General features: G+C 59.3%; 10 protein-coding genes. 4 read left to right on the top strand and 6 right to left on the bottom strand.

What is annotated here, in order from left to right:
- Positions 1 to 78 precede the first annotated feature (78 nt).
- On the top strand, positions 79 to 1,620 hold the full coding sequence (locus C2L65_RS11950; RefSeq protein ID WP_042307526.1) for a mannose-1-phosphate guanylyltransferase/mannose-6-phosphate isomerase: 1,542 nt from the start codon (positions 79 to 81) through the stop codon (positions 1,618 to 1,620).
- Positions 1,621 to 2,948: 1,328 nt separating this feature from the next.
- Positions 2,949 to 3,230 (top strand): hypothetical protein, encoded by a 282-nt coding sequence (locus C2L65_RS11940; protein ID WP_042307484.1) that lies wholly within the window; start codon positions 2,949 to 2,951, stop codon positions 3,228 to 3,230.
- 361 nt (positions 3,231 to 3,591) lie between these two features.
- Here the strand turns inward: C2L65_RS11940 and galE are convergent, their stop codons facing one another.
- Genes galE through C2L65_RS11920 form a run of 4 tightly spaced genes read right to left on the bottom strand, consistent with a single transcriptional unit; the run spans position 3,592 to position 7,916 of the window.
- Positions 3,592 to 4,614, bottom strand: coding sequence for a UDP-glucose 4-epimerase GalE (gene galE, locus C2L65_RS11935; protein WP_042307486.1), 1,023 nt, complete (start codon positions 4,612 to 4,614; stop codon positions 3,592 to 3,594).
- 12 nt (positions 4,615 to 4,626) lie between these two features.
- Positions 4,627 to 5,787 (bottom strand): glycosyltransferase family 4 protein, encoded by a 1,161-nt coding sequence (locus C2L65_RS11930; protein WP_042307487.1) that lies wholly within the window; start codon positions 5,785 to 5,787, stop codon positions 4,627 to 4,629.
- Between the two features lie 30 nt (positions 5,788 to 5,817).
- Positions 5,818 to 6,657: a glycosyltransferase gene (locus C2L65_RS11925; RefSeq protein WP_042307489.1), complete on the bottom strand. Its 840-nt coding sequence runs from the start codon at positions 6,655 to 6,657 to the stop codon at positions 5,818 to 5,820.
- Positions 6,654 to 7,916, bottom strand: a complete 1,263-nt coding sequence (locus C2L65_RS11920) for an oligosaccharide flippase family protein (RefSeq protein WP_042307491.1) — start codon at positions 7,914 to 7,916, stop codon at positions 6,654 to 6,656. Before C2L65_RS11920 ends, C2L65_RS11925 begins: the two co-directional genes overlap by 4 nt.
- A gap of 246 nt (positions 7,917 to 8,162) precedes the next feature.
- Between C2L65_RS11920 and C2L65_RS11915 the strand changes: the two genes are divergently transcribed.
- Both C2L65_RS11915 and C2L65_RS11910 read left to right on the top strand, forming a co-directional pair.
- Positions 8,163 to 9,557 (top strand): phosphomannomutase/phosphoglucomutase, encoded by a 1,395-nt coding sequence (locus tag C2L65_RS11915; protein WP_042307493.1) that lies wholly within the window; start codon positions 8,163 to 8,165, stop codon positions 9,555 to 9,557.
- Between the two features lie 726 nt (positions 9,558 to 10,283).
- A complete protein-coding gene (locus tag C2L65_RS11910) occupies positions 10,284 to 12,212 on the top strand; it encodes a hypothetical protein (RefSeq protein ID WP_042307494.1) in 1,929 nt (642 codons plus the stop codon).
- Between the two features lie 198 nt (positions 12,213 to 12,410).
- On the opposite strand, the gene C2L65_RS47285 is transcribed toward C2L65_RS11910, so the two are convergent.
- A complete protein-coding gene (locus tag C2L65_RS47285) occupies positions 12,411 to 12,803 on the bottom strand; it encodes a C39 family peptidase (protein WP_427910158.1) in 393 nt (130 codons plus the stop codon).
- A gap of 433 nt (positions 12,804 to 13,236) precedes the next feature.
- Positions 13,237 to 13,956 carry a DUF4019 domain-containing protein gene (locus C2L65_RS11900; protein WP_081920896.1) on the bottom strand — a complete coding sequence of 240 codons (720 nt, stop codon included), beginning with the start codon at positions 13,954 to 13,956 and terminating at the stop codon, positions 13,237 to 13,239.
- Between the last annotated feature and the right edge of the window lie 274 nt (positions 13,957 to 14,230).

Below are 14,230 nucleotides of genomic sequence, written 5' to 3'. Positions count from 1 at the left end.
CCTGCGTGACGATTGGTTCAATGGACAGACGCCGCAACATCGTGTCATCCGCCCTGACCCGGCGTCATGGGAGAAACAATGAACGTCATCGTGGAAGCAGTCGCGCAAGATGTCCTCGATCGGGAGGCCCAGCTTGCCTACGTCATTCAACCCGTCGTGCTGGCAGGCGGCTCCGGCACACGCCTGTGGCCGCTATCGCGCGAGCAGTGCCCGAAACAGCTGATTGGCCTCACCAGCGACGAGTCGCTGCTCGAAGCGACGCTGCGCAGAACCCAGGGCCTGCGCGCGCCCACCCACGAACATCCCGCGCCGCATATCGTCAGGACGCAACCGACGCTGGTCGTCTGTAGCGAGGAACTGAAGCTGCTGACGAAGGAACGGCTTGAGCGCTGCGCGTGCGATTCGCGCGTCGTGCTGGAACCGGCGCCGCGCAATACGGCACCCGCGTTGACGATCGCCGCGCTGACGGCGCTCGCGGATGCCCCGCACGGCGAAGACCCGATTCTCGTCGTGATGCCCGCCGATCATCTGATCACCGATGATGCCGCCTTCGTCGACACGCTTCAGCAGGCCATCCAGCACGCGCTGCGCGACGCGATCGTCACGCTCGGCGTGCCGCCCGAGCGCGCGGAAACGGGCTACGGCTACATCAAGACAGGCCTGCCCGCCGATGGACGCGGCGCGCGCAGCATCGAACGCTTCGTCGAAAAGCCCGCGCAGGAAACGGCGGAACAATACGTCGCCTCGGGCGAATACTGGTGGAACAGCGGCGTGTTCGTGATGCGCGCATCGGTCTGGCTCGCGGCGATCACGGCGTGCCGGCCGGAAATCGCCGCGGCGTGCCGCGCGTCGTACGAACGTGCGAGCATCGCGAGCGACGGCTCGCTACAACTCGATCGCGCCGCCTTCGCGGCCTGTCCGAGCGATTCGATCGACTACGCGGTGATGGAACACATCGGCGACGATCCGAAGCTGATGGGCATCATCGTGCCGCTGAGAGCCGGCTGGTCCGACGTTGGCGCGTGGGATGCCGTCTGGAACGTCAGCGCGAAGGACGGCGCTGGCAACGTCGCGCGGGGCCGCGTGCTGCTCGAAGGCACGACCGACACGTACGCGCATTCGGAAGGACGGCTGGTCGCGTGCGTCGGCGTGACGGGCGTCGTGGTGGTCGAGACGGCCGACGCCGTGCTCGTCGCCGCGAAAGACCGCGTGCAGGATGTGAAGGCGATCGTGACCCGCCTGAACAAGGCGAAAAATACGGAAGCAAAGGTGCACCGGAAGGTCGAGCGGCCATGGGGCTGCTACGACTCGATCGACCAAGGCGAGCGCTTTCAGGTGAAGCGCATCGTCGTGAAGCCGGGTGGGCGGCTATCGCTTCAGATGCATCACCATCGCGCGGAGCACTGGATCGTCGTGCGCGGCACCGCGCGCGTGACGCGCGGCGACGAGTCGTTCCTGCTGACCGAGAACCAGTCCACGTATATTCCGCTCGGCACGCTGCACCGGCTGGAGAATCCGGGCAAGACGCCGCTCGAGATCATCGAGGTGCAGTCGGGTTGCTATCTCGGTGAGGACGATATTGTGCGGTTTGACGACCAGTATGGACGCACGGGGAGTTAGTGCGAAAACGACGACGCACTCGCGGGAGTCAGCCGTCTTGTCGCGGCGGGGTGGTGCCGCGAAAGCAAGATACCTGTTGCTCTCGCCTTGCCGCCTGTCTGGGCGATGCAGGTGAATCCGATCTGGCCGTTGGCAACGCGGGGATTGCGCAAAAAACGACAACGCCATTTTCTGAAATGGCCGCGCGAGAAATCATTGCGAAGGCGCCCAAGAGTACAAAAGCCGATCGCCCGTATCCTGCGGCAAGTCTGACAAGACTGGACATGCCGCGTTCGCATCAGCCGCTCTCGCGCGAACGGTGTGCGGACCGGGCCTGAAGACGCGACGATCCTGGTCGCGTACCTGGCGCTCTTCATACGACGCCGCAACGTTTCGGGCGGTGGGTGCGCGATTCGGTGAACGTGAATCTGCGCCCTCGAGGCATACCAGAAGGTTGCGAGTCGGGCCCTCGCATACCATTGAACGAGAAGGTTGGCGTCGGGCCATGGTTTCTTGCCCTTGCCGCGACGCCCCGCCACGTGCCATTTTTACCCTGTGCTTCTCCCGCTTCCGGTAGCGCCCGCCCGAGTGAGCTCACCAGGGAATGCCGCCGCGTCGAATAGATCTCCGACCGACGCGAATAAAGCGCAAACGTTTCAAGCTGCTGCTTCGCGCGGCGAGTAGTCCCATCCGTCATTTTTCCGATAAAGATTTATCGATGACGAATCACCATGACCTGCCGAATCTGAATTCGCCGCCTGGATGGAGGACCAAGGAAGTCGGCGTTAAATCAGTTGCCGCTCATGATCCGGACCGACCGGGAGGCCGGAGCATTGCATCCTGGGCTAGCCAATTTTCTGAATATCGAGCAATGACGTTGTCATAAACCGTGGGCTATTCGATGTCCCGTGGCCGGTTTGCCCGTGAACTGGCGTGCGATACAGTAGCCAGCTAAGCAGGTCGTTTCTTCGACCGGCCAGAGAGGGGCGTTTTCAGCGCTCCCTCACTTCGACGGACAGAAGGCGCTTCCTGTGCTGCAGTTTGGCGATGCACAGTGATGAACGTCGCACCGGCGCTGTCTGGCGCATGCGTCGCGTCTTCACCATTGCAACTATCTTGTGATCGCAGTTGGCGAGGCCATCGGGCTCCAGCAAAGACGCAGGTAGATGCGCAAAGGGCATGCGCATTTCAACTGCCGGCTCCGACCAGTCGATGCCGCAAGTGAAAAATGCCCGACAGACATAGCACGTGGATAGTCGGCTCCCGGCTTTTGCTGACAAACGTTTCTGCTGGCTTCATATGGCACGAAGTACGGCCGCGGTTTGATACCTTTACCCACTGGCGCAACGATGAACATTGAACTGATCCAATACGACAACGTTCCAGAGGACGGCGTGCTGGAGGGTGGTGCTGTCGTACCCGTCAGCGGCCTGACATCGACCAGTCCGCCAGATGGGGGGTGTGGCATCGATGGATGTCCGTGCGTGCGGGGGCATTTTTTTATGAAACTTTTCCCGCGAGATGGCGACGGTACCGTCCGTGGTTTTTTTGTTGAAGCCGCAGATCGGGAGGAACTCGAAACTTTGGGCCCGGATGCGTTAGCCGGTCTCGCGGTTCAGAAAATGATGTGATGGCAGGCAAACTGATCGCCTCACGGCGGATAGCTGGGTGGTGCCTTGCACGCTTGCAAGCCCAGACGCTCGCCCCTGTCAGAACCTCGCTGTTGCTATCAGAAAACGCGTCTTCATCGCGCTCCGGGTTATCGGGTTGTCGTCGATCAGGGCGTGACAGCTTTTAGGGTCAGCTACCTGGCTCACGCGCGGGAAAAGGTACCCACAGCAAAAGCCGTGCACTTGCGAAATCGTGGCGATTGGCGTTGTGCGCGCGCTTCTCACCATCCATTGTCCTGAGTCTGGCGTGCCGTGGATCGTGCATCAGCGACGCGGGGGGAGTACCCGCGCAATGGCGAGTATTCCCCGGTAGCCGATGGTATTACTCAAATCCGCGCGGATTCTGCGCCTGCCAGCGCCAATGGTCGGCGCACATGCGCTCGATGCCGTATTGCGCCTCCCAGCCGATCACCTCGAGCGCCTTCGCCGGATTCGCGAAACACTGCGCGACGTCGCCGGGCCGGCGCGCGACGATTTCATACGGCACGGGCTTGCCCGACGCCTTCTCGAACGCCTTCACGACGTCGATCACGCTATAGCCCTGACCGGTGCCGAGATTCACGACGAAGCTCGCATCGTGCCTGACGAGCGCGTCGAGCGCCGCGATATGCCCGCGCGCCAGATCGACAACGTGGATGTAATCGCGCACGCCCGTGCCGTCCGGCGTGTCGTAGTCGCCGCCGAACACACGCAGCTTTTCCAGCTTGCCGACGGCGACCTGCGCGACGTACGGCATCAGGTTGTTCGGCACGCCGCCCGGGTCTTCGCCGATCAGACCGCTTTCATGCGCGCCGACCGGATTGAAGTAGCGCAGCGTCGCGATGCGCCACGACGCATCGGAGACTTCGAGGTCGCGCAGGATCTGTTCGGCGATCAGCTTGCTCTGGCCGTACGGGTTGGTCGCCGAGAGCGGGAACGATTCGTCGATGGGCGAGCTCTTCGGCACGCCATACACCGTCGCCGACGAGCTGAACACGAACTGCTTCACGTTGCGCGCGCGCATCACGTCGAGCAGCACGAGCAGGCCGTCCATGTTGTTGCGGTAGTACTCGAGCGGCTTTGCCACCGATTCGCCGACCGCCTTCAAGGCCGCGAAGTGAATCGCGCCCGTGACGGGGTGCTTGTCGAAGATCGTGTTGACGACGGCTTCGTCGCGCACATCCGCTTCGTAGAACGCGACCTTCTTGCCCGTGATCTTCTCGACGCGCGCGATCGATTCGCGCTTGCTGTTGATGAGATTGTCGATCACGACCACGTCGTAGTCGCTGTTGAGCAGTTCCACGCACGTGTGCGAACCGATAAAGCCTGCACCGCCCGTTACCAGAATCGTGCCCTTCGTGGTCATGCTGAGCTCCCTTTAGAGTGTTGTGCCCGTCAACTGCTGGATCAGGGCTTTATACCGTTCGACGACAACGCGTTCGTCAAATTCCCGCGCGACTTTCTCGCGGCCGCGCACGCCCATCGCGCGACGTTCGTCGTCGCTCATGTCGAGCATCTGCGCGAGCTTCGCCGCGAGGCTGTCCACATTACGCGCCTCGCATAACAAGCCGTTGACACCGTCCGCGACGACTTCGCGGCAGCCGGGCACGTCGGTGGCGACGATGGGCCGACCCATTGCCGACGCTTCCATCAGCGTGCGCGGCACGCCTTCGCGATACGAAGGCAGCACGACGCAATCGGCGGCGGCGATCAGCGGGCGCACGTCATGCGCCTCGCCCAGATAGTCGATCACGCCTTCGCGCACCCATGCGTCGACTTCGGCCTGCGAGATCGCGCTGGGATTGTCGACGCCAACGGGCCCCAGCAACTGGAAGCGCGCATGTGGATATTGCGCGCGCAATTGCCGTGCTGCTTCGACATATTCGCCCACGCCTTTATCCCACAACAGGCGGCCGATTAATACAAAAGAAAATGCATCCTGCCTATTTTCACGCTTATGCAGTGGCGTGAAAGAAAACTGGTCGAGATCCACGCCTTCACCGTGCAGCAGGCGCGCGCGCTCTGGATGCGCGAGCAATTGCTGGTCGCGAAACGCGGCTTCATCGTCCTTATTCAGAAACCATATTTCGCGCGGAAAACGGAACGCAAAACGGTACATCAGCTTGGCGATTTGCGCCGCACGGCTCTTCTGGATAAAAACATAGCCGAGGCCCGTCGTGACGGCAACCGAATCGACGCCTGCCAGTTTCGCCGCAATCGTTCCGTAAATGTTCGGCTTGATCGTGTAGTGAAACACGACATGCGGACGAATCTCGCGATACAGCCGGTACAGCGCCCACAGCGTGCGCAGATCGTCGCGCGGATTCGTGCCTTTCGATGCGACATGCAACTCGATGCAGCGGCAGCCCATCTGCTGGAGCAGATCGAAGGTGCGGTCGCGCGGTGCGATCACCGTCACGTCGACGCCCCGCGCGACGAGCGTGCGTATCAGCCCTTGCCGGTAGGTGTAAATCGCGAACGCGGTGTTGCAGACGAGCGTGATGCGCAGCGCGCCGGCGGATTGGATGGGTTGCTTCATGCTTGCGTTGCGTGTTGGATCGGGCGGTTTTTAGAGGCTCGCGCGCGGCGCGTAGAGCCGTTTCTTCACGCGCTGAAGTGTCTGGTAAGGCGTGACGAAGTGCAGCAGATTCTTCGCGAGACCGAGCCAGTCGTATGGATTCAGTACGTTGAAGTAGCGCATCTGCAAACGCAGCGTCGAGGCGATCTGGCGTCGCCGCTTCGTCGCGCTGATGCCGCCTTCGTTCAGCTCGTAATACAGGCCGAGTTCGGGCAGGTTCGCGCAGTCGTAACGCTCCATCAGACGCAGGAACAGATCGAGATCTTCAGCCGCCTTGTAAGCCTCGCGATAGTTGCCCACAGCGAGCACAGCGTCGATACGCAGCATCATCGACGGATGCACGAAACACGCGCGCATGAAGCGCACGCGGCGGATCGTGCGCGGTTCGGTGGGCGGCGTCAGCATGAAGAGCGGCTGGCCCTCGCGCGAGACAACCTGCGTCCACATGCCGAGTCCCGCGACCTGCGGATGCGCTTCGAGATACGCGCGCTGTCGCGCAAGCCGCTGCGGCACGGTCAGGTCGCCCGCGTCGATGCGCGCGGCGTAGCGATAGCCGCGCGCAGCGAGCGCTTCGATGCCCGCCTGCAACGCGCGTTCGATGCCGCCGTTCTTCGGCATGCGCAGCACTTCTATCGACATGTTCGGCAGCGCGGGCGAAACGATGGGCGGCGTGCTGCCGTCGTCGACGATCAGCACGTGGATGCGCGCGTCCTCGCTGAACGAGGCCAGCGTGCGCTCGACGTCCTCCTGGCCGTTGTAGGCGGGCATCAGCACGGCGACGTCGTCGAGCGGCGCAGCGCCCACGGGCGGTGTGAATGAAGAAGACGTCATGGACGCAGCTTGTAACGGATGTAATAAAAATTGACGGACGCCGCGGCGAGATAGCCGACGGCAAGGCCGATCAACGCGCCATACGCGCCGAAACGCGGAATCGCCAGCAGATTGACGATGCACGCGACGGCGAGCGCCAGCAGCCACTTCGACAGCAAGACGAACTTCGCCTGATACTTCAGGACCACCAGGTTGCCGATTGCCTCGATGCCGGCGGGAACGGACAGCCACACGGCCCAGCGGAAGATATCGACGGCTTCTTCGAAATCCGGCCCGAACACGCGGCGGATGATGAAGCCCGCGAGCAGATCCAGCACGAACGCGCCGGCGATCATCAGAACGGCTGTCATCGCCGTGAGCCGCCACATGTTGCGGCGCAGTTGCGCGGCGTCCTGGACGCGGTAGACGAACGCGGGCGCAAGCGTTTGCGCCAGCATCAGCGCGAGCGTGATCCAGTTTTCGTTGAGCTGTTGCGCGGCCGAGTAGCGGCCGAGGTCGGCGAACGAGATTGCGCGCTCCAGCATCAGGCGGTCGAGCTTCAGGAACAGGTACATGCAGATCAGCCCGATCCAGAACACGGTGCCCGCCGTCGCGAAATGGCGAAACAGCGCGCGGTCCACGCGCCAGCCCAGCTTGCCGCCGTGCCTTTGCATGAAATAGACGACCAGCACCGCGCCGATCACGGCCGATTCGAGCGCCCACAGCCAGCCGAAGCGCGACGGCGCCGCGGCCGCGCGCACCAGCAGCCAGACGAGCACGGCCTTCGCGATGGCCGTCGTCATGCTGGTGAGCAACTGCGGCTTGCTGTAGGTCATGCTTTGCAGCCACGCGTTGATCACGCCGACGAATGGCTCGCGAAACAGCATCGTGACGGCCAGCCCGGCGAGCATCGCGCCGACGAGGGGATCGGTGACGCCCGCCGCAATCCCCGCCCAGGTCAGCAAAAGCGCGACGGCCGACACCGCGAGCCGCAATGCGAACGCGCTGCCGAGCACGGTGCCGAGTTGTTCAGGCGGACGATGTACGATGGTCGGCACGAGAATCTCCGCGCCGCACACCCATGTAATCGGCGACAGGACGAGCAAAAGCGTATTGGCGTATTGCCATTTGCCGAACACGTCGGGACCGAAGTAGCGCGCCAGCACGCCGCTGATCGCGATCGCCACGCCGATCTGCGTGAGGCGCTCGAGGCCAAGCCAGACAAGGTTTGCGACAGCGCGCGTGACGTCGGGATTCGTAAAACGCTTAAGCGCCGGCATCCGCATGGCGACCGTTTGCTGTCTGCGGGCACGGGAGGTGCGTGTAGTCTGTAACTTGGCGTGCCCAACCGAACGAACGATGCGGCAACTTTGTGAGCCCGGGGCATCTAAGCATTAGAATGGTGCCAGTAAGGCGACGCTGAAAAGCGCAATTATAAGTTGTATCCGGACCGCTTCCGGCAAGGCACAGTGCCATGACCACGCTGTGTCATCCAAATTTTCCATTGCACGTAAGTGAGCCAATCCATGATCTCGCAATCCATATTCAAGGCATATGACATCCGCGGAGTGATCGGCAAGACGCTCGACGCCGAAACCGCGCGTTCGATCGGTCGCGCATTCGGCAGCGAAGTGCGCGCGCAGGGCGGCGATGCCGTCGTCGTCGCGCGCGACGGCCGGCTCTCCGGTCCCGAACTGATCCAGGCGTTGTCGGACGGCCTGCGCGCGGCGGGTGTCGACGTGGTCAACGTCGGCATGGTGCCGACGCCCGTCGGTTATTTTGCGGCCAGCGTGCCGCTCAAGCTCGATGGCGGCGAGCGCCGCGTCGACTCCTGCATCGTCGTCACGGGCAGCCACAATCCGCCCGATTACAACGGCTTCAAGATGGTGCTGCGCGGCGCGGCCATCTACGGCGAGCAGATTCAGGGGCTGTACAAGCGCATCACCGAAAACCGCTTTGAAAGCGGCAGCGGCACTTATCAGGACTACGACATCGCCGATACGTACCTCGAGCGCATCACGAGCGACATCAAGCTCGCGCGGCCGCTGAAGCTGGTCGTCGATACGGGCAACGGCGTTGCGGGCGGTCTCGCGCCGCGTCTGTTCAAGGCGCTGGGCTGCGAGCTGGTCGAGTTGTTCACGGAGATCGACGGCAACTTCCCGAATCACCACCCGGACCCGGCACACCCGGAAAACCTGCAGGACGTGATCCGCGCGCTGAAGGAAACGGATGCGGAGATCGGCTTTGCATTCGATGGTGACGGCGACCGCCTGGGCGTGGTCACGAAAGATGGCCAGATCATTTATCCGGATCGCCAGCTGATGCTGTTTGCAGAGGAAGTGCTGTCGCGCAACAAGGGCGCGCAGATCATCTATGACGTGAAATGCACGCGCAATCTGGCGACGTGGGTGAAGGAGAAGGGCGGCGAGCCGCTGATGTGGAAGACGGGGCACTCGCTCGTAAAGGCGAAATTGCGGGAGACTGGCGCCCCGCTGGCGGGTGAGATGAGCGGTCACGTGTTCTTTAAGGACCGCTGGTATGGGTTTGATGACGGGCTATATACCGGCGCGCGGTTGCTGGAAATTCTTGCGAAGGTGGCTGATCCGAGCAAGCTGCTCAATGACCTGCCGAATTCGCATTCCACGCCGGAGCTGCAACTGAAGCTTCAGGAAGGTGAGAATTTTGAGCTGATCGCGCGTCTGCAGAAGAGTGCGACGTTTCCTGACGCCGATCAGGTTGTGACGATTGACGGCTTGCGTGTTGAGTATCCGGATGGGTTCGGGCTTGCACGTTCGTCTAATACGACGCCTGTCGTTGTTATGCGGTTTGAGGCCGATAATGATGTGGCTCTGAAGCGGATTCAGGAAGATTTTCGGCGCGTGATTCTGGCGGAGAAGGCTGACGCCAAGTTGCCGTTCTGACGTTTTTTGTCTGCGACGCTGGATGGTAGTTTTGCCGGCGTCGCTTTTGGTTTTATCTGCCTCTGCGCTAGCATTCGCGTTTTGTCTCTGGTGTTCATGCTTTGTCGCTCATAGGGCGACAGAGTACATACGACGGCGCATGAATAGAAATCAAAAACTTCCGCAAAGTCGCGCCATAAGTGTCTTGCTGAGTGCGTCGGAGTAAGCGCGTTCTGTGTGCAAGTAGCAGCATTCGGCCGTCAACGCGCGGTGTTCGCCGCTGCGTGAAAAAAATCGGCCACGTAACCGTGCATGGCTCGGCGGGCGCATTTCGGCCACTTCCTGCCATTGGGCTGACCCGTGCAACAGTCGTTCGTACGACTGCTTCATTTCGAAATCTGCCTGACCTGCAACGCACTGATTTCAGCCGAAGCGGACGGTGTCGGATTGGAGTGCGTAGGTCTTTTCGTTGCCGCAGAACAGCCATTTCGCAAACTCGGACGATAGGCCACCGTCACTGGTTCGGCAAAAGCGTGCAGTCGATCCAAAGCACGCGTCAACGGCGCCGAATAGGCAGCCGAGTGTGCGCCGCTTCCGGTCGCCATGTGTGAAAATGCGCTGCGGTGAGACTATTAAGCCCAAAGTACACAGGTTTGGTGGATTTAGCCCAAAGTACATGCAGCGTCACGTTGCGGCCGATGAAAGGCAGGCGACGCACAGAAGAAGCTCCAAGAACAAGCAAAAACTATGGCCACAAATTCCCAGACCAGAACGTTGAATATCAGCCAGCTTCGCCCCTATGCCGCGTTCCAGCTTTACGAATACGTTGCAGCACCTGCGCTGAATCTGAGGGCGCTCGCGGGCGGAATTGCTCAGCAGTTGACTGCAAGCAGGTCAAGCAACAGTCACGTCGAGGTCGTGGCGCAGTCCGCGCTTCCACCAGTAGTCGGCACCAGCGGCTGGGCCATCCACTTCAAAAAAACCACCCAGTCGGCCTGGACAGACGATCCCACGGTCGTGGATGTGGAGCAGCACATTCTAGTCGTGATTAGCAACGGGCCGGTTCTTGGCATGTCGACGTCCGCCACGGAAGTTCGCAAGCGCGTCAGCGACTATCTGGACGCCCAGCCCGGCTTGGCGGCGATGGCAGCAGAGGTTCTGGAAAACGCTCTGCTGAGGTCAGCCCAGTTGCGCACCCTGTGGTTATCCGGCATCCATAGGAAGTCGCCCTTCAAAGCCGACTCCAAGGTACTGACAGGATCTCAACTGCAGACGGCGCTCAGCCCGTTGGATGACCGAACGTTCAGGCCTTCCTCCGGCCGCGCGGACACGGGACTTTCCGTGGCCAGCGGTGTCTCTAGAGTCGGCGTCAGTCCCAAACGGTCCTATGCCTGGATTGGCCCGACAACCGGTCTCGCAGACTTCGCTACTCGCTTCCAGGCGCTCGTGGGACACATTGCCAACCGGCGCACCAGGACCTTCTCTCCGCTTCCAATCCTCGCGCAGGCGCTGTCCCAAACACCGACCGCCGGTTCCGTGGTCAAAGCTTTCGATTTCTCTTTCATTGCCACTGACACGGCGGCAGATCTCGATGACACTACGAAGTTGTTCCTAGAGAACTTCGAGGCGCGGGTCGAGCTTGAGACAACGGGCAGTTCTGCGGACCAGAACTTCACGCTTTACATCCGTGACCGCGACCATGCCAACGCGAATCGTGCGCAGCAAGATTGGAAAGTCGATGTCACTGTGACGCTTGCCGACGCAGCGGCCACAGCCGTTTTAGCGACTGACTCTCAGGGATGGCCTCGGTGGGATGCATTCAAACAGCTGCTGCGCAACAGATCGGTCTGGTCAGTCTGGTACGAGTCGGGACACAGTCTAGGTGATGGCGAGTGGAACATGCTTGATGCGCGAGCTTCAAGCTACGAAGGGACGATCACCCCGGTCAATTTTTCCGCGGGTACTTGGAACATCAAGATCGAAAAGCCACTTCCGGCTGGCGGTGGGAGGGCTGTTGTCTGGACGCAGATCGGTGTCGATAAATCTCTGTTTTCTTGGTGGATCCAAGATGGAATGGCCAAATGCTTCCCGCGCTTCAATAGCGCCACAGATCCTAACTCGTACGCTTTCTGCGTCTGTGACGACGGAAGTAACGAACTAGCAGACTTCATAGTCATGGCAAAGCATCAGTGCTTTGCGACGCCCGCGAATCCGTCACACCTGGCGTTCGTGATGGTGCATGTGAAAGCCTCATCGTCCAGCAAACCGGGGCGAGGCATGGCGCCGAAGCAGTACGAAGAGGTACTTGGTCAAGCCACTAAGAACCTAGGGCGCGTCCAGTTTCCAGAAACGCGCGAGTATTTGGTGGGCCGGCTCGGCCGCGGCGTGGCGATGCTTTGGGAATGGAGGGCCAGCCAGTTCCGAGTGCTCTTGAATCGTGGCACAAGGCTGCCGAAGACTTCGCAAGTGCGTACCACGCTAAAGGATTTCAATGGGCAGCGGCATCATTTTCACGTCGTTGTGGTGCAACCACATCAGGGCGCTGCCAACTTTAATGCGTCAATGAATGGATCACCGGTCGACTTCAAGACGCATATGCTGTGTACCTTGCTTTGCGCCGCGGATGGTGCGGCACGCGCCTCGTCTGCAAATCTCAACGTCGTCATGTCGCCTTGACTCACTCCTGCTGCTTTGGCGGTGTCAGAAGTTCCGTGTTCAATGCAAGCATCGCTATCCGTCTCGACCAGTTCAGACGTGCAGTGCGCGTGCGCCTTATTCATCTTCAGTTACAGAGCCGAGTTCGGTTCAAGTAGATGGGGCTCGGCCGAATGCATGCGCCACTAGTAGATCACCCTGAAGTTTGCGACGGTTATGCTACTGAATGCTGTAGGTAGTATTCCCCCATTGCATTGCTCCGACAAATGCATTGTAAGAGATCGAGAATTGCCCCGGCCGTGTTGGAACTCCGTTCAAGAAAAGGTAGGGATTTGGCTGCGACGGGAAAGCAGCGTAAGGAAATGGGTCGTTTACGATAAGACGGAATTCAGGGGTAGTAGTGTCGTAGCCCACGATCACGACAACATGCTGCGAAATATTTGGATACGAAAAGCTCGATGGCGAAATGCCAGCCAGAATTGGCCTCCCGGCGTCAATCTCCGTAATAACCGCAGCTGGAGAGAGGGGGCCGAAGAGCAAACGGCTAGATAGGATTCGAGAGGGGAGAAAGTTATTAGCGACCACACCATAATTGTTGATAACGTATTGCATCTGCGACATGCCGCCAATTGGCGTGACGCATGCGAAACAGTCTTGATAGCAGGCTCCGCCGAAAGAAGCTGCAACGACGCCGCACTGATAGTTTCCTGCAAGATTTAGACTTGGAAGTCCGTAATATCGAAATATCATTTCGGCGGATGCGGCCCAACACCATACCTCTGTCTGTTGTGCAATAGGTTGTACTGGAAGTACTTGGACTTTAGCTGCAGGTGCTGACGGTGACGACGAGCTGTCGTCACCACCACCACTGCATCCGACCATCAATGCAATAAATAAGTAATAACATATTAACCGAAGCGGGCTTCGGAATCTGAGGGGTATCCGGGAATAATTAAAGCTGATTGAATTCAACACGGTTAATCTCCATTGAATTCTTTCTGAAATACCATTATTTGCAGCTATAAAGAGGTCTTAGCTTGCTAATTCATTGAGTGGTGCCAGCTTCCCCTGGGGCGCAGGGGACATTGGACGGCGAGATCTGATGACTAAATGGCTTCCATTTCAAGGACTCAGTCGCGCGAAGAACGACTACTTCAACACGGCAACCATTTGCCTTCGAAAATTTTGTTACAAACACCATATTCCTATACAGTCCCAAGGGCTGACCAGATGGCGATTCGGCAACGCTGGTGCCAGTGAATTTTCGGCTTTCAGCCGTTCCTAGTTCCGTCCTGTATTTGTAAACAGTTTTATAATCATCGAAGCTACGCGCGATCGTAGCGCGAGCCACTGGGTCAAGCATATCCCATGATCCTTTCAAATTTTCTGAATCAACCTCGTTTAGATAATTCAGAGCTACCGGTTCCGGGGCCTCTTTGGGCTCTTCGTAGTGAACGACAGTTTGTTGTATTTTCGCAGAGAAGGCTAAAACGATACAGAACATTGCAAATCCACCGGCGGCTCGAAGCGTCTTCTTATATCGAAGTTCGAAAGTTCCCGGCAACATTGCGCCAACGCCAGCTGCAGCAAGAGCAAGAACTACTATGAATACGGTAAAACTAAAGGGAGATGGATTGGGAATGCTCGTAGCGAAGTAAAGCATCACCGATACGAAAATCACTCCGAACACAAAGCAAAGTAGAAGATCGATCTTCAATTGTCCAACAATAATACGATCCTCTGCCGCACTGACTTCCCTTTTCATGATTATTCCCTCGGTCGTATTATCGCGTCATTTGAGAGTCCACGCTTTCAATTTCCCCGGTGGGATTTCAGTTTTGGAGATATAGGAATTGCTGTTACTAGAATAGGAGAGGTAAAGATGCGTCGGCAAGGGATCTCTATTGGAAGTGTGCGCGAGCGCTCATTCCAAGTGAAGATCGACGTTCCTTTATGTTTTTAATGAAATGCGCCAAGTCATTGGATGCAGAGAGTTCCCCGATCGTGCGCTTTCGGAAGCGAGTTTCCAGATCGTGCTT

This window comes from Paraburkholderia terrae, from assembly GCF_002902925.1.
Taxonomy (GTDB): Bacteria; Pseudomonadota; Gammaproteobacteria; order Burkholderiales; family Burkholderiaceae; genus Paraburkholderia; species Paraburkholderia terrae.
The sequence above is the reverse complement of the archived record's forward strand: the minus strand, read 5'-3'. Positions and strand labels throughout refer to the sequence as shown.

Bases quoted from the DNA above. Each gene is read 5' to 3' on its own strand.
- C2L65_RS11930 (WP_042307487.1), bottom strand. From the start codon at position 5,787: ATGAAGCAACCCATCCAATCCGCCGGCGCGCTGCGCATCACGCTCGTC.
- C2L65_RS11910 (WP_042307494.1), top strand. From the start codon at position 10,284: ATGGCCACAAATTCCCAGACCAGAACGTTGAATATCAGCCAGCTTCGC.
- C2L65_RS11925 (WP_042307489.1), bottom strand. From the start codon at position 6,657: ATGACGTCTTCTTCATTCACACCGCCCGTGGGCGCTGCGCCGCTCGAC.
- C2L65_RS11915 (WP_042307493.1), top strand. From the start codon at position 8,163: ATGATCTCGCAATCCATATTCAAGGCATATGACATCCGCGGAGTGATC.
- C2L65_RS11920 (WP_042307491.1), bottom strand. From the start codon at position 7,916: ATGCCGGCGCTTAAGCGTTTTACGAATCCCGACGTCACGCGCGCTGTC.
- C2L65_RS11950 (WP_042307526.1), top strand. From the start codon at position 79: ATGAACGTCATCGTGGAAGCAGTCGCGCAAGATGTCCTCGATCGGGAG.
- C2L65_RS47285 (WP_427910158.1), bottom strand. From the start codon at position 12,803: ATGCAATACGTTATCAACAATTATGGTGTGGTCGCTAATAACTTTCTC.
- C2L65_RS11900 (WP_081920896.1), bottom strand. From the start codon at position 13,956: ATGAAAAGGGAAGTCAGTGCGGCAGAGGATCGTATTATTGTTGGACAA.
- galE (WP_042307486.1), bottom strand. From the start codon at position 4,614: ATGACCACGAAGGGCACGATTCTGGTAACGGGCGGTGCAGGCTTTATC.
- C2L65_RS11940 (WP_042307484.1), top strand. From the start codon at position 2,949: ATGAACATTGAACTGATCCAATACGACAACGTTCCAGAGGACGGCGTG.